Source organism: Rhodanobacter sp. PCA2, assembly GCF_013620825.1.
Taxonomy (GTDB): Bacteria; Pseudomonadota; Gammaproteobacteria; order Xanthomonadales; family Rhodanobacteraceae; genus Rhodanobacter_A.
In genome coordinates, this window is sequence record NZ_NJIC01000015.1 from 60,879 (window position 1) to 76,034 (window position 15,156).

Below are 15,156 nucleotides of genomic sequence, written 5' to 3' on the forward strand. Positions count from 1 at the left end.
CGGTGGGCGGTACAACAGCGCTCCGGGCCGGGCGGCTTCGGGGCGGGACTCCAGAGGCACCCGAAGCGATGAGCACCGATTACAAGAGCACGATCAACCTGCCGCAGACGGATTTCCCGATGCGCGGCGACCTGCCGAAGCGCGAGCCGGGCTGGCTGGCCGAGTGGGATCAGGTCGGCCGCTATGCGCAGATCCAGGCGAAGACCGCGGGCCGCGACAAGGCCTTCGTGCTGCACGACGGCCCGCCCTACGCGAACGGTGCGATCCACATCGGCCACGCCGTCAACAAGATCCTCAAGGACATGGTGGTGCGCTCGAAGCTGCTCGCCGGCCACCGCGCGCCCTACGTGCCGGGCTGGGACTGCCACGGCCTGCCGATCGAGATCGCGGTGGAGAAGCAGCACGGCAAGCCGGGCGAGAAGCTGGACGCCCGCGCGTTCCGCCAGAAGTGCCGCGAGTACGCCGCCGAGCAGATCGACACCCAGCGCGCAGGCTTCAAGCGCCTGGGCGTGCTGGGCGACTGGCAGAACCCGTATCGCACGATGGACTTCAAGTACGAGGCCGACATGGTGCGCGCGCTGTCGCGCATCGTCGCGAACGGCCACGTGGTGCGCGGCGCCAAGCCGGTGTACTGGTGCTTCGACTGCGGCTCGGCGCTGGCCGAGGCGGAGATCGAATACGGCGACAAGGTTTCGCCCGCGGTGGACGTGGCCTACGACGCCGTCGATCCCGCGGCGCTGGCCGCGAAGTTCGGCGCGAACGCGGGCGACGCCATTGTCGCCGTGCCGATCTGGACCACCACGCCGTGGACGCTGCCGGAAAGCCAGGCCGTGTCGATGGGCGCCGAGCTCGAATACGCCCTGGTCGAAGGCCCGGCGCGCGAGGGCCGGCGCGTGCTGCTGGTGATCGCCGCCGCGCTGGTGGAGAAGGCGCTGGCGCGCTACGGCATCGAATCGCCCAAGGCGCTGGGCCATGCCACGGGCGCGGCGCTCGACGGCACGAAGCTGCACCACCCGTTCTACGAGCGCGTCGTGCCGGTGATCCTCGGCGAGCACGTCAGCGCCGAGGACGGCACTGGCGCGGTGCACACCTCGCCCGACCACGGCGTGGAGGACTTCGTGGTCGGCCGCGAGAACGGCATCGGCCTGCTCAACTACATCGGCGCGCGCGGCACCTACCGCGACGACACGCCGAAGGCCGGCGACCTCGACCTGGCCGGCATGCACGTGTGGAAGGCGAACGACGCCATCGTCGAACTGCTGCGCGGGCGCGGCGTGCTGCTGGCCCACGCGAAGATCGAGCACAGCTACCCGAACTGCTGGCGCCACAAGACGCCGGTGATCTTCCGCGCCACGCCGCAGTGGTTCATCGGCATGGAACAGGCCGGCCTGCGCGCCGCGGCGCTGAAGTCGATCAAGGACGTGCGCTGGGTGCCGGGCTGGGGCGAGGAGCGCATCGCCGGCATGGTGGCCGGTCGCCCGGACTGGTGCATCAGCCGTCAGCGCACCTGGGGCGTGCCGATCGCGCTGTTCGCGCACAAGGCGACGCAGGAGCCGCATCCCGATTCCGTGGCGCTGATGGAGCAGGTCGCGCAGCGCATGGAGCAGGGCGGCATCGACGCGTGGTACGACCTCGATCCCGCCGAGCTGCTGGGCGACCAGGCGAAGGATTACGACAAGGTCACCGACGTGCTCGACGTGTGGTTCGATTCCGGCGTCACCCACTTCGGCGTGATCGGCCAGCGTCCGGAGCTGCAGCAGGGCGGGGCGCGCGAGTACAAGGTGATGTACCTCGAAGGCTCGGACCAGCACCGCGGCTGGTTCCAGTCCTCGCTGCTCACCTCGGCGGCGATCCACGGCCGCGCGCCCTACGACGACGTGCTCACCCACGGCTTCACCGTGGATGCCTCGGGCCGCAAGATGTCGAAGTCGCTGGGCAACGTGGTGGCGCCGCAGAAGGTGATGGATACCCTGGGCGCAGACGTGCTGCGCCTGTGGGTGGCCTCGGCCGACTACCGCAACGAGATGAGCGTCTCCGACGAGATCCTCAAGCGCGTGTCCGACGGCTACCGCCGCCTGCGCAATACCGCGCGCTTCCTGCTCGGCAACCTCGACGGCTTCGATCCGGCCAAGCACCTGGTGAAGGTGGAAGACAGCCCGCTGCTCGACCAGTGGGCCGTGCAGCAGGCATATGACGTGCAGCAGGCGGTGGTCGCCGCCTACGAGCGCTACGACTTCCCCGAAGTGGTGGCGCGCGTGCAGAACTTCTGCACCAACGAGATGGGCGCGCTGTACCTGGACATCACCAAGGACCGCCTCTACACCATGCCCACCGACAGCCACGGCCGGCGCAGCGCGCAGAGCGCGATGTACCGCATCGCCGAGGCGCTGGTGCGCTGGCTGGCGCCGATCCTGGCCTTCACCGCCGAGGAGATCTGGCAGGCGCTGCCCGGCCCGCGCGGCGAGAGCGTGCTGTTCGAGACCTGGTACGACGGCCTGGCCGCCACCCAGGCCGCGCCGGAGCAGCGGCGCTGGTGGGGCGACCTGCTGGCGATCCGCGACAGCGCCGCGCGCGTGCTCGAGGGCATGCGCAAGGCCGAGAAGATCGGCGCCGCGTTGGAGGCGAAGCTGGCGATCCACGCCGACGAAGCCACCGTGGCGCGCTATGCGCCGGCGCTGGATGAACTGCGCTTCTTCTTCATCACCTCCGACGTGCGCCTGGAGCAGGACGGCGGCCAACCCGACGGCGCCGTGCTCACCGAGCTGGAAGGCGCCGACGTGTGGGTCTCGGCCACCGTCAGCGACGCCGCCAAGTGCGTGCGCTGCTGGCACCGCCGCGACGACGTGGGCCATCATGCCGGGCACCCGGAACTTTGCGGGCGCTGCATGGGCAACATCGAAGGGCCCGGCGAGACGCGGCGCTGGTTCTGATGCCTTGCCTTTCTTCCTCTCCCCTTTGGGACGCGGGGAAGGGCCATGGATGGCCCTGCCTTGAGGAGCGAGGAAGAGGACCGAGGTGAGTGGTGGGGCTTGCGACAAAAGCTGCATGTGGGGCGCGCTTCATTGAACTTTTCCGCAAGCTTGGCCCCTCACCCCAACCCTCTCCCCGAAGGGGAGGGGGAGTAGAACCAACCGAACCGTACCCATGACCATCAAACCCAACGCACTCCCCTGGCTCCTGCTCTCCGCCGCCGTCATCGTCCTCGACCAGCTCAGCAAGTGGTGGGCGGTGGCCGCGTTGCAGCCGGCCGGCATGCCGCATCCGGTGGTCCCGGGCCTGCTGAACTGGACGCTGGCCTACAACCCCGGCGCCGCGTTCAGCCTCCTCGCCCGGGGCGACGGCTGGCAGCGCTGGTTCTTCGTGGCGCTGGCGCTGCTGATCAGCGCCGTGCTGGTGGTGTGGCTGGCGCGCACCGCGCGGCGCGACTGGCGCACCGCGCTGCCGCTCGCGCTGGTCGTCGGCGGCGCGGTCGGCAACCTGATCGACCGCCTGCACGCGGCCCAGGTCACCGACTTCATCGACGTGTACTACCGCGACTGGCATTACCCCGTGTTCAACGTGGCCGACTGCGGCATCACGGTGGGGGCGGTGCTGCTGGTGGCGTTCGGCCTGTTCGGCGGGAAAGCCCACGGCGGCGTGCGATAATCGTCGCCTGACCTGCTGGTGCATCCATGGACATCCTGCTCGCCAATCCCCGCGGTTTCTGCGCCGGCGTCGACCGCGCCATCGCCATCGTCGAACGGGCGCTGGAGTTGTACGGCGCGCCGATCTACGTGCGCCACGAGGTGGTGCACAACCGTTACGTGGTGGACAAGCTGCGCCGCGACGGCGCGGTGTTCGTGGAAGAGCTGCACGAGGTGCCCGACGGCGCCACGGTGATCTTCAGCGCCCACGGCGTCTCCCAGGCCGTGCGCGAGGAAGCCGGGCAGCGCGACCTCAAGGTGTTCGATGCCACCTGTCCGCTGGTCACCAAGGTGCACATGGAAGTGGCGCGGCTGGGCCGCATCGGCCGCAGCGTGGTGCTGATCGGCCACGCCGGTCACCCTGAGGTGGAAGGCACCATGGGCCAGTGGAACCCCGCCAACACCGGCCAGATCCTGCTGGTGGAGTCGGTGCAGGACGTGGCCGCGCTGACGCCGAAGTTCCCGCACCAGCTGTCCTACGTCACCCAGACCACGTTGTCGGTGGACGACACCAAGGCCATCATCACGGCGCTGCGCGAGAAATTCCCGGACGTCGAGGGGCCACGCAAGGACGACATCTGCTACGCCACCCAGAACCGCCAGGACGCCGTGCGCCGGCTCGCCGACGCCGTGGACCTGATGCTGGTGGTGGGCTCGGTCAACAGCTCCAACTCCAACCGCCTGCGCGAGCTGGCCGAGAAACAAGGCGTGCGCGCCCACCTGATCGACGGCGCCGAGCACATCGAGCGCGCGTGGCTGGACGGCGTGAAGCGCATCGGCCTCACCGCCGGCGCCTCCGCCCCCGAGAAGCTGGTGCGCGACGTGATCGCCCGCCTGCAATCCTGGGGCGCCGGGGCCGTGCGCGAACTGGACGGCGAGCCGGAAACCATCACCTTCGCCCTGCCCAAGGAGCTCCGCCTGGTGGAAGGCGGCCCGCTCGCGGGCTGATCCGGCTTGCACCCCATCCGGCCGCCCCGTAAACTTCGCGGCTCACCATCGCCGGAATAGCTCAGTTGGTAGAGCGGCGCATTCGTAATGCGTAGGTCGCAGGTTCGACTCCTGTTTCCGGCACCAGGTCACCCCAGAAGCCCGCTGCGATGCGGGCTTTTGGCGTCCTGGGCGGTGCTCGCTTCGGCCAGCCGGGCGGGCAGGCCAACCGCCCCATGTTTCCCTCCTGCAGCCTTCTGCCCGCCCGCCGCCCCGTGACGGCCATCCCGTTTTCCCGAGCCCGCCTGCCGCTTGTCGGCAAGTTCTTGCCGTTCGTCGTCGCAAATACTTGACGCAATAATTTGCGCAACTAACCTGCTGACCATCAATCAGGGGGTGGTCATGCGAGTCAGGTCGCGCCAGCGGGGTGTTTCGTTGGTTGAAGTGTTGGTCGCCGTGCTGATTTTCAGCATCGGTCTGGTCGGCTTGGCCGGGCTGTTGGTAATGGCTACGCGCTCCAACCACGCCGCCTACCTGCGTACCCAGGTCACCTTTTTGGCCGGCAACATGGCTGACCGCATGCGCGCCAATCCGGCAGGCGTATGGAATGGGGCGTACGACGCTGCCAGCTACCAGGCCATCACCGGCAGTACCACCTGCGACAAGAGCGCGGCCTGCAACGCCGCCGATGTGGCCAGTCGCGACCAGCAGGAATGGCGTCGCATGCTCGCCACCCTGCTGCCCGGCGCTGATGCCGCCATCGCATGTGACCGCAGCAGCGTGGGCTACGACCCCACGGCCCAGCTCAATCGCCGGCCACCCTACGGTGGCCACTGTGAAATGACGCTCAGTTGGAGCGAGCGCCGTGCCGGCGATCAGGCCCACAGTGACGCGTTCACACAGACTTTTGCGTGGGGGTTCCAGCCATGAAGACGGCCCGGTGGCATGCGGTCCGCATGCGTGGTCTCAGCCTGATCGAGCTGATGGTGGCCATGGTGCTGGGCTTGCTGGTGGCTGGCGGGATCATCACCGTGTTCCTCTCCACTTCCAGCAGCAACCAGGTACAGAACCAGCTTGCGCAATTGCAGGAAGAAGGACGTTTTGCGATCACCCGGCTGACCGGCGACCTGCGCATGGCGAATGGTCAGTACTGCAGCAACACTGGCGGTACTGCAACCTTGGGCGGTGCCGGCGTGTTCATGGACGGCCTGCGTGCACCACGCATCCATGCCGCGGATATCGAAGATGCGCTGAGCGACTTGACCACGGCCTGGGGAGCGACCCCGTACCCTGCCAAGCCCTCAGAGGCCTACTACCTGCCCGCGTATTTTTCCATGCGCGGCTACGACTGCGACAAGACCGGGTGCGCTCCCACTGCTCCGGCCAATCTGCCGGCCCCTGGCAAGACTGCGGGCAGCCGGGTAATAGGAACCAGCATCCTCACATTGCGCTACCTTGATGCTGGCGGTGGCTGGTCGCTCGAGGGCAGCAGCTTCGCGGTCCCCTCGGCAGATGGGCTGCTCGACCACGTCACTGTGGTGCCGACCACGGGCGAGCCGACGATCGCCGACCACTACAGTGCAGGCGACCTGATGATGCTGGCGGATTGCTCCAACGCCAGTGTGTTCGCGGCAAGCCTGCAGAACGGCAACGAGTTCTATCCGCAGGATGTCGGAGCAGGCAATTTCAGCAAGCCCAAGGCGCAGCAGCCGCAGTCGGCGCCGCGGTTGTTCAACTTCAGCCGCGACTACAAAACGGTCACCTACTACCTGAGGGTGGTCGACAACGGCAATGGCGGTACCACCGGTGCGCTGATGCGCAGCGAGAACGGCACAGCCGAGGAAGTGGTGCGGGGCGTCGAGCGCCTGGACTTCCTCTACGGCATCGAAGACGGCAACGGCAACACCCGTTACCTTGGTGCCAGCGATCTGGACACCCGCGCCGGGGGCGCCATTCCGTGCCCACCTTCATGGCAAAACCCGCTGGGTGGTGATGTCGGCTGTTTGTGGCGTGGCGTGAAGAGTATCGAGGTGCGCCTGCTGATGGACGGCCAGCAGAATCTGGCCTCGCTGGGTACGGCCGAGCGCAACTACACCTATGCCGTCGACGGAATCGCCACGCCGGCAGCCCCAGGTGCGGCGGGGCGCAAGGTGACGCCGGCCGTGCAGGGCTTTTCCGATGCGATGCTGCGGCGCGAGTTCAGCGCCTTGGTCTCCGTGCGCAACTACAACCCCTGAGGAGCCGCATTCCATGCCCTCGCACCGCCGCCCCTCCATGAGGTCCGGAGTCCCCGGCATCGCTGCCCGCGCCCAGCGCGGCGCCGTGCTGGTGATTGCACTGATTTTCCTGCTGCTGATTACCATGCTGGCGATCAGCGCCAGCAGCCGCTCATTGCTGCAGGAGCGCATGGTCGGCGGCTTGCGCAATGCGCAACTGGCCGAAATGGGCGCCGAGGCCGCCTTGCGCGGTGCGGAATGGAGGTTGTGGAGCGCGGCCGGCAATGGTGGCGGCGTGAATTGCGGGACCACGGTGATTACCGAGTGCTACATCCATGATCCGCAGAGCCCGGTCAACAATGTCACCGCGTTTCGCAACGGTAATGGCTGGATCACCGAGGGCAGCGTCGAATACAAGGGTAGCAGCGGCAGCTTTGCCCTCAACGACATGAGCGGAAGCACGTTGATCAGTGCCGATCAGCGAAAGCTGGCGAAGCTGGCGGAGAACCCGCGTTACATCATCGAGGACCTCGGGCCGGAGCAGCCGCTCGGTGGCGGCAGCGCCCACGAATCGGGCGTGACCAGCTCCCTCGACAGTGGTCCCGGCAACGTCAGCAAGCATATCTATCGCATCACCGCGCGCTCCACCGGCGGCAGCGAGAACACCGTGCGCGCGTTGGAAAGCACGTTCGCGGCCAAGAGCAACTGAGCGGCAAGGACACCACCATGCGCCTCGTTCATCCCTTCCCTCAGCGCGTTTCCGCCGGCCTCGGCAGCCTGCTGCTCAGCCTTGCCGCCGGCTTCAGCGCCACCTCGATGGCCGGTACCGTCGAACTGAGTCCCGGTCCGCCTGCGGCCACTACTTCGGTGGCGCCTAACCTTGTGCTGACGTTCGATGACTCCGGTTCGATGGACAGCGATTTCGTGGGCGATTACCGCCCCTATGAGTTCAACAGCACCACGGGAAATCCGACGAATACCGGCTGGGGTAGCAATGCCGACTCCAAGAGTCCGTGGCGATGCGCCGGGGCCATCGACCCCACCAACAAGAATGGGGCCGACCCGCGCTCATGGGTGATGAATGGCGTCTATTTCAACCCCAACAATACCTACGACCCACCATTGACGAAGGATGGCACCACCACGTTGGGGAACGCCACATTTGGCGGTGCCTGGAATGACGGCATCACCTACAACCGACCCAAGTCGAAAGACACCAAAGGCGGAACCCAGTCCCTGGCCAAGGCGACCTTCTGCGGACATGTCGGAGCCGGCTACTACCAATGGAGCGGCGGCGCACTGTCGGTGGGCAGCAACGGGAAGCTGACCACGGCCAGCCAGACCGCGCTGTACACGGCATCCAACTGGACCTGGGTTACGTTGCCGACAACCAAGCAGCAGGATTTCGCGAACTGGTATTCCTACTACCGGACGCGGCGCATGGCTGCGATCAGCGCCATTTCACGGGCGTTTGCCCCGTTCGGTGAAAACGTACGCGTGGCATGGCAGAACATCAACTCGAACAACCTGACGAACAATACCGGCATTTACAAATTCGTCGATGACACGGCCACCGCCAATGCCCGCACGAATTTCTATGACTGGTTGTTTGCGATCAATGCCGGCGGTTACACGCCCAATCGTTCGGCGGCCGATCGCGTGGGCAAGTACTTCACCAACCGTACCGGTGCGGCGGCCAGCAATCCGTACTACGACCTGGACGCCAGCAAGGAACTGGTCTGCAGGCAGAACTATCACATCCAGATGACGGATGGCCTGTGGAACCAGGATTCGGGTTTCACGGCACCCGGCAAAGACACCACCGCGATCAGCGCCATGCCGGACGGCATCGGGGCGTTCTCGACCTCCGACGCGGAAAGCAAGGTCGTATGGAACGAAGCGAGCAACACCGTGCCGACCATGGCGGATGTTGCGTTCTACTATTGGGCCACGGATCTGCAGGCCGGAGTGACCGGCAACAGCTTGTTCGCCACCCAGGCGAACCGGCGCAAGGTGCCTCCATACATTCCCGACCAGACCACGAGCCTGTTCGGCAAACCGCTGACCTCAGGGGCCGACCCCCGCAACAACAAGGAGATCTACTGGAATCCGGCGAACGATCCCGCGACCTGGCCGCATCTGGTGCAGTACATGATCGGATTCGGCGCGGCGGGCACCTTGGTCGACAATGACACGACCTACGAAAGTCTGCGCAAAGGCGGTACCGCGTGGCCGGTGCCGGTGGCGGGCACCGATGACGGCAGGAAGATCGACGACATGTGGCATGCGGCGCTGAACAGCCGCGGTCAGTACTTTGGCGTCAGTGACCCCGCTGCGCTGATCAATGTGCTGACGAAGATCCTCAACAGCATCATTGCCCGCAACACCACCGCCGTGGCCGGTAGCCTAAGCGCCTCGGTGCTGGGCACCAGTACCGTGATCTACCAGGCAGGTTACGACACCAGCGACTGGAGCGGCACGGTGCAGGCGAAGCGCGTGGATGCCGATGGAAGCATAGGCACCGCAGTGCTCTGGAACGGGCGCGTGTTGTTGGACGCACGCGCCAAGTCCGGCGACACCCGGGTGATCCTCACCAGCACCGGTACGGGCAGCGGCAAGGGTGCGGCGTTCCGCGGCGATGCGGTGGTAAACGCGATCAACGCGCTCGATCCCGCCTTCGGCGCGGCCAGCGGTACGCCGAATGGCAGTGATCGGCTGGCGTGGCTGCGCGGCAACCAGAGCCTGGACGGCAAGGGCTTTCGCCAACGCAATTCGGTGTTTGGCGCGGTGATCAATGCGCAGGCGCTTTATGTGGCTCGGCCCACTGGCGGCTACCGCGACAGCTGGGCGGCAGGCAGTCCCGAAGCGAATGCCGCGACGAAGGGCCAGAGCTACGAGCAGTTCCGCTACGACCATGCCAAACGCGCGCCCACGGTGTACGTGGCCGCGAACGACGGCATGTTGCACGCGTTCGATGCGACCACCAGCGATACTGATGCAACGACGGTGGATGTCACGCCGGCGCCGGGCAGGGAGCGCTGGGCCTACGTGCCATATTCGTCGTGGGATCGGCTTGCCGGCTGGAGCTCGCAGGACAATTTCGACTTCATGCCCTCGGTCGATGGCACGCCGGTGAGCCGCGACGTGTTCTTCAGTTCGGGCACGACCGGGTGGCACACCATCCTCGTCGGTGGCCTGCGCCTGGGCGGCCGCGGCGTGTACGCGCTGGACATCAGTGAGGCCAGCGCCAGCGAAAGCGACCCCGGCGCCAAGGTGCTGTGGGAATTCCAGAACGCCAATCTCGGCTACACCTATGGTCGTCCGAACATCGGCCGGTTGAAGAACGGCAAGTGGGTGGTCCTGGTGCCGGGTGGTTATTTCCCCAGCACGATGGCGGTGGATTGCACGAAGGTCGAGAACGACGGCAACCCGGTATGCAACACCTTCAGCTCGCTGTTCGTGCTCGACGCCCAGACCGGTGCCTTGCTGAAAGAGTTGAAGACGCCCAGCGGCACCGTCAGCTACGGCCTCGGCACGCCGGTGCTGGGCGACTACGAGAACGACCAGATCGACGACGTGGCATTCGCGGGCGACCTGCAAGGCAACCTGTGGCGCTATGACCTGACGGATGTCAGCGCCGACAACTGGAAGGTGGATCTGTTCTTCAAGCCCAAGGTGGCCGGCGATCGTCCGGTGACGGTGATGCCGCGCCTGTTCCCCGATCCCGCCTCGGGCGGATTCATGGTGGTGTTCGGTACCGGCAAATACCTCTCCGGCGAGGACAACAAGGTCGACTCCAACACCAAGGTGCAGGCCGTCTATGGCATCCGCGACAGCGGCAAGTCGGGGCAGGTGGTCGTGGTGGACGGGGATGCCGCCACGCCGCTGGTACAGCAGACGCTTACCGAGGTGGATGGCATTCGCGGTCTCACCACCTATCCCGTGCCATCGGCAAGTGGCGCAGGCACGCCGATCCGTGGCTGGTACTTCGAGCTGTTCATCCCCGGTGTGAGCACCGGTTCGCAACTCGACAAGGGCGAGCGCGTGGTGGTGGACGCCACCGCGCTGTTCGACACCAACCGCGCGATCATCACCACCCTGATTCCGCAGGACAACGATCCTTGCGATCCGGTGCCCCAGGGCGCGGTTCTGGTGGTGGACGCCGCCACCGGCGGTGCCGCCCAGGGCGTGGACTTCGGCACGATCGCTGGTTGGCCGATCGGGTACGCGCAGGCCGGCGCGCTGGTGCGCAACCCTCCAACCGGTGGTTTCCTGCCGGCAGCGACCGCGATGGGCGGCGGGCAGATCTATCTGCCTGGCGTGAGCCTCAAGAAGGACGGCACCTCATTCAGTATCGGCGACACCTACTGGCGCCGACGCTCCTGGCGCGCGCTGGGCAATGGACAGTAAACGGAGGCGGGTCATGCGGCGTACACGCGGTTTCACCCTGATCGAGCTGATGGTGGTGGTGGCCATCATCGCCATCCTCGCGGCGATTGCGGTCCCGGCATACGGGCGCTACGCGCTCCGCGCCCGCCGGGCGGACGGCCAGCAGTTGCTGCTGCGAATCGCGAATGCCCAGGAGCGCTACTACGCCACCTACAACAGGTACGGCGCGCTCACCGACATAGGTTTTGCCAACCCGGCGATATCGGAAAAAAGCTTCTACAGCGCCACCGTGAACATCGCTGCCGCCAGCAACGGGCAGGCCTATACCGCCACGGCCGCGACCCAGGGCGTGCAGCAGGCGGATGCCTGTGGCGCACTGACCATCGACAGCACCGGGGCGAAGACGCCCGGGCCGGGCGATACCGCCAACAGCAATGGCAGCTGCTGGTGATGACGATGGCGCCCACGACACAACCGACGCGCGGCTACACCCTGGTGGAGTTGATGGTGACGCTGGCCGTGCTGGCGATCCTGGCCATGATCGCGGTACCCAGCTTTCGCGACACGATTCGCCGCAACAGGGTCAACGCGGCAAGCAATGCGTTGCTCGCCGATTTGCGCTATGCCCGCACGGAAGCGATCAACCGTGGCCAACTGGTTTCGCTGTGTCCGAGCAGCGACGGCAGCAACTGCACTGCGGATGGCACGGACTGGGACGCAGGGTGGCTGGTTTATACCTACCCCGCTGGTGCCGCTTCCGCGAATGCGGCGTATGCCGCAGGCAACATCCTGCTGCGTGCCGGGGGGGGGCGTCCCGATGTGACCATCCGGTCCAGTACCACGAACGTGGTCAGCTTCGCCCAGCAGGGTCAACTTCAACCGGGTGCCGGGCTCAACTTCCGCACTTGCATTCGCGTCGACGGCGAGGGCGAAAACAGCGCTGTTGTACCGGGCATGGAGCTGGACCTGACTGGATCGGGCAGCCTCGCGAACAAGGCACTTCCCGTCGCCGCCGAGTGCACGCCCTGATCCGGCTCAGGCCTCCAGCCGCGCCCCCAGCCCCGAATGGCGCCGGGTGCGGCGGGCGACGGCCTGTTCGACGATGGCGGCGCTGCCGAGCAGGGTGAAGCGGCGGCGGGCGCGGGTGATGCCGGTGTAGAGCAGTTCGCGGGTCAGCACGGCGTTCGGGTCCGGCGGCAGCAGCAGGGCGGTGTGGTCGAATTCCGAGCCCTGCGACTTGTGCACGGTGAGCGCCCAGGCGGTGTCCACGTCGGCAAGCCGCGAGGGCGCGACGAAGCGCAGCCGGGTGGCGCCGTCGCGATCGGCGGTGGCGAGGAAGGCCACCGCGAGCCGCGTGCCGGGCGTGCCGTCGGTGGATGGCAGGCGCAGGCACAGGCCGATGTCGCCGTTCATCAGGCCCAGGCTGTAGTCGTTGCGGGTGAGCAGCACCGGGCGGCCTTCGTACCAGCCGTGTTCGCCTTCGATCAGGCCGCGCGCGCGCAGTGCCGCGGCGACGTGCCGGTTCAGGCCTTCCACGCCGTGCGGGCCGCGGCGCAGCGCGCACAGCAGCTGGAAGCGATTGAACGCCTCCAGCGCGCCGCGCGCCCAGGCCGCATGCGCGGCCTCGCCGGCGTCCGCGGCGGGGCGGTGCGCGCGCAGCCATTCCAGATAGTGGCGGTAGCCGCCGGGCTTCGCGTGGGGGGTGGGCGAACCGTCGATGGCCACGGTGGCCAGCGTGGCGGCATCCGCGTCGGGCAGCCAGGCGAGGTCCGGCGTCGGCGTTTGCAGCAGCGCGAGCGCGGCGGGCGCGGCGCCTGCGTTCACCGCCTGCGCCAGGCGGCCGATGCCGCTGCGGGCGTCGAAGCGGTGGCTGGTGCGCAGCATCGCGATGTGCTGGTCCAGCGGCTGCGCGTCGCCTTGCACGAAGGCGTCGATCTCGTCGCCGGTGGTGGCCTTCAGCCACTGCGCGGTGACGTGGTCGTAGTGGCCGGCGTCGGCGCGGCGGCACAGGTCGCCCAGCACCGCGCCGGCTTCCACCGAGGACAACTGGTCCTTGTCGCCCAGCAGGATCAGCCGGGCCGGTTCCGGCAGCGCGGCCAGCACGGCGGCCATCATTTCCAGGTCGATCATCGAGGCTTCGTCGATCACCAGCACGTCCAGGTGCAGCGGGTTGCGACGGTCGTGGCGGAAGCGGCGCGTGTCCGGCCGCGCGCCCAGCAGGCGGTGCAAGGTGACGACGTCCGCTGGGATCGCCGCGCGCACGGCGTCGTCCACATCCAGCCGCGCAAGCTGCGCGGAGATCGAGGCGTTGAGCCGGGCCGCAGCCTTGCCGGTGGGCGCGGCGAGGCGGATGCGCAGCGGCTGCGCGTGTTCGCGCAACTGCAGTGTCTGCAGCAGGCCCAGCAGGCGCACCACGGTGGTGGTCTTGCCGGTGCCGGGGCCGCCGGTGATCACGCCGAACGCGCCGCGCGCGGCCAGCGCGCAGGCGATGCGCGGCCAGTCGGGCGCTTCGGCTGTCGCGGGGAACAGGCGGCCGAGCTCGGCGGCGAGATGCTCCGGCGGATTCGCCGCGCGCGCCACGCGGGCCAGGATGCCGTGCGCCACGCTGCGCTCGTGGTTCCAGTAGCGGCGCAGGTACAGGCGCGTGCCGTCCAGCACCAGCGGCGCGTGTGCCGGTTCGCCTTCGCTGTTCGCGGCGAGCAGGGGCGAGTCGGGCACGCGCAGGGCGTCGCCCTCGCGCAGCGATTCGGCCAGCGCGCGCCAGTCGGCGGGCCAGTCCTGTTCCTCGGCCAGCATGGGCAGCAGGTCCAGGTCCAGGCACAGATGGCCGTCGGCGAGCTGGCGGCTGAGCACCGCGGCCAGCCACGGCAGCGCGGGCGCGATGCGCGCATCGCGTTCGGCGAGGAAGCGCGCGAACGCCACGTCCAGCGGGCGCAGGCGCTGCTGTTCCAGCGCGCGGTCGAGCAGGGCGGACAGGGCTTCAGGCGACATGCGCGATGCCTCCCGTCGCGAACAGCCGGTCCAGCGCGTCGACCAGCGCGAACGGCAACCGCTCGCGGTGCACGCCGTGGCCGGCGTCGTCCACGCCGCGCAGGTACAGGTACAACACGCCGCCCATGTCGCGTTCGTAGTCGTAGCCGGGCAGGCGGGCCTTGAGCTGGCGATGCAGGGCCAGCGTGTAGATCGCGTACTGCAGGTCGTAGCGGCTCTGCAGCACCGAGTCGCGCATCGCCTCCGCGGTATAGGCGCCGGCGTCGCGGCCCAGCCAGTTGGACTTGTAGTCGGCCACGTACCAGCGCCCCTCGTGCTCGAACACCAGGTCGATGAAGCCCTTGAGCATGCCGTTCACGCGGTTGGGCGGCAGCGCCGGACGCGCCGCGCCATCCAGCGTGGACGTGCTCACGAGGCGATCCAGTGCCTGCGCATCGACGCGGTTCGCCTCGAACCAGAACTCCAGTTCGGCGCGATAGCGGCGCGGATCGGCGAGCGAAGCAAGCGGCATCGCGCCACCGTCGGGCAGCGACAGCGGCGTGTGCAGCAATGCGGGCAGCCATTGCGTCAGCGGCTTGATCCAGGCCTGCCAGCCGCGCGCCTGGCAGCGCCGTGCGATGGTGTCGCGCAGGCTGGCGGAAGGCGCAGCGGCGCGGGCGAAGCCTTCGTCGGCGCAGCTTTCCAGCAAGTCGTGCAGGAAGGTGCCGGCGCTGGCGCCGCGATGGAACGCGTGGATGCCGTGCATGTCGGCAGGGGGCGCTTCGGTGTTCGCCGCGGCGACGTTCTCCGCGAGCGTGGCCTGGTTCGCGGTTTCGGGCGCGTGGCGCGGCGCGGCGCCGTCTTCGTTGTGCGCCAGCGCGCTGTAGCTGGCGATCCACCACGGCTCCGCGAACGGCAGCGCGCAGCGGCGCGCGGCGCGGTCGAGCGTGGCGGTGGCGGCGGGGTGGTGG

11 protein-coding genes and 1 tRNA gene are annotated in these 15,156 nt (G+C 67.8%); 10 read left to right on the forward strand and 2 right to left on the reverse strand.

What is annotated here, in order from left to right; translation table 11 throughout:
• Positions 1-68 precede the first annotated feature (68 nt).
• The 10 genes from ileS (at position 69) to PCA_RS05780 (ending at position 12,244) form a co-directional block, all read left to right on the forward strand.
• Positions 69-2,930 (forward strand): isoleucine--tRNA ligase, encoded by a 2,862-nt coding sequence (ileS, locus tag PCA_RS05735; RefSeq protein WP_181301636.1) that lies wholly within the window; start codon positions 69-71, stop codon positions 2,928-2,930.
• Positions 2,931-3,144: 214 nt separating this feature from the next.
• The gene (gene lspA / locus PCA_RS05740; RefSeq protein WP_181301637.1) at positions 3,145-3,645 is read left to right on the forward strand and encodes a signal peptidase II; all 501 of its coding nucleotides are present in this window, start codon (positions 3,145-3,147) and stop codon (positions 3,643-3,645) included.
• Positions 3,646-3,671: 26 nt separating this feature from the next.
• Positions 3,672-4,631, forward strand: coding sequence for a 4-hydroxy-3-methylbut-2-enyl diphosphate reductase (gene ispH, locus PCA_RS05745; protein ID WP_181301638.1), 960 nt, complete (start codon positions 3,672-3,674; stop codon positions 4,629-4,631).
• 50 nt (positions 4,632-4,681) lie between these two features.
• A tRNA-Thr gene (locus PCA_RS05750) sits at positions 4,682-4,757 on the forward strand.
• Between the two features lie 255 nt (positions 4,758-5,012).
• Complete coding sequence (pilV, locus tag PCA_RS05755; RefSeq protein ID WP_255436688.1) at positions 5,013-5,540, forward strand: type IV pilus modification protein PilV; 528 nt, start codon at positions 5,013-5,015, stop codon at positions 5,538-5,540.
• Positions 5,537-6,847, forward strand: a complete 1,311-nt coding sequence (locus tag PCA_RS05760) for a PilW family protein (protein WP_181301640.1) — start codon at positions 5,537-5,539, stop codon at positions 6,845-6,847. The genes pilV and PCA_RS05760 overlap by 4 nt, the downstream gene beginning before the upstream one ends.
• 13 nt (positions 6,848-6,860) lie before the next feature.
• Positions 6,861-7,535 carry a PilX N-terminal domain-containing pilus assembly protein gene (locus tag PCA_RS05765; RefSeq protein ID WP_181301641.1) on the forward strand — a complete coding sequence of 225 codons (675 nt, stop codon included), beginning with the start codon at positions 6,861-6,863 and terminating at the stop codon, positions 7,533-7,535.
• A gap of 17 nt (positions 7,536-7,552) precedes the next feature.
• Positions 7,553-11,236 (forward strand): PilC/PilY family type IV pilus protein, encoded by a 3,684-nt coding sequence (locus PCA_RS05770; protein WP_181301642.1) that lies wholly within the window; start codon positions 7,553-7,555, stop codon positions 11,234-11,236.
• A 13-nt stretch (positions 11,237-11,249) separates the two neighbouring features.
• Complete coding sequence (locus tag PCA_RS05775; RefSeq protein WP_181301643.1) at positions 11,250-11,666, forward strand: type IV pilin protein; 417 nt, start codon at positions 11,250-11,252, stop codon at positions 11,664-11,666.
• Entirely contained in the window at positions 11,666-12,244 is a 579-nt protein-coding gene (locus PCA_RS05780) for a GspH/FimT family pseudopilin (RefSeq protein WP_181301644.1), read from the forward strand. Before PCA_RS05775 ends, PCA_RS05780 begins: the two co-directional genes overlap by 1 nt.
• Positions 12,245-12,250: 6 nt before the next feature.
• On the opposite strand, the gene recD is transcribed toward PCA_RS05780, so the two are convergent.
• Both recD and PCA_RS05790 read right to left on the reverse strand, forming a co-directional pair.
• Positions 12,251-14,206: an exodeoxyribonuclease V subunit alpha gene (gene recD / locus PCA_RS05785; RefSeq protein ID WP_181301645.1), complete on the reverse strand. Its 1,956-nt coding sequence runs from the start codon at positions 14,204-14,206 to the stop codon at positions 12,251-12,253.
• The coding region (locus tag PCA_RS05790) for a PD-(D/E)XK nuclease family protein (RefSeq protein WP_181301646.1) at positions 14,196-15,156 on the reverse strand (961 nt) is incomplete at its 5' end. The genes recD and PCA_RS05790, both read right to left, overlap by 11 nt.

Excerpts from the sequence above, each read along its gene's own strand:
- pilV (WP_255436688.1), top strand. The coding sequence starts at position 5,013 with ATGCGAGTCAGGTCGCGCCAGCGGGGTGTTTCGTTGGTTGAAGTGTTG.
- PCA_RS05775 (WP_181301643.1), top strand. The coding sequence starts at position 11,250 with ATGCGGCGTACACGCGGTTTCACCCTGATCGAGCTGATGGTGGTGGTG.
- PCA_RS05780 (WP_181301644.1), top strand. The coding sequence starts at position 11,666 with ATGACGATGGCGCCCACGACACAACCGACGCGCGGCTACACCCTGGTG.
- ileS (WP_181301636.1), top strand. The coding sequence starts at position 69 with ATGAGCACCGATTACAAGAGCACGATCAACCTGCCGCAGACGGATTTC.
- PCA_RS05760 (WP_181301640.1), top strand. The coding sequence starts at position 5,537 with ATGAAGACGGCCCGGTGGCATGCGGTCCGCATGCGTGGTCTCAGCCTG.
- lspA (WP_181301637.1), top strand. The coding sequence starts at position 3,145 with ATGACCATCAAACCCAACGCACTCCCCTGGCTCCTGCTCTCCGCCGCC.
- recD (WP_181301645.1), bottom strand. The coding sequence starts at position 14,206 with ATGTCGCCTGAAGCCCTGTCCGCCCTGCTCGACCGCGCGCTGGAACAG.
- ispH (WP_181301638.1), top strand. The coding sequence starts at position 3,672 with ATGGACATCCTGCTCGCCAATCCCCGCGGTTTCTGCGCCGGCGTCGAC.
- PCA_RS05765 (WP_181301641.1), top strand. The coding sequence starts at position 6,861 with ATGCCCTCGCACCGCCGCCCCTCCATGAGGTCCGGAGTCCCCGGCATC.
- PCA_RS05770 (WP_181301642.1), top strand. The coding sequence starts at position 7,553 with ATGCGCCTCGTTCATCCCTTCCCTCAGCGCGTTTCCGCCGGCCTCGGC.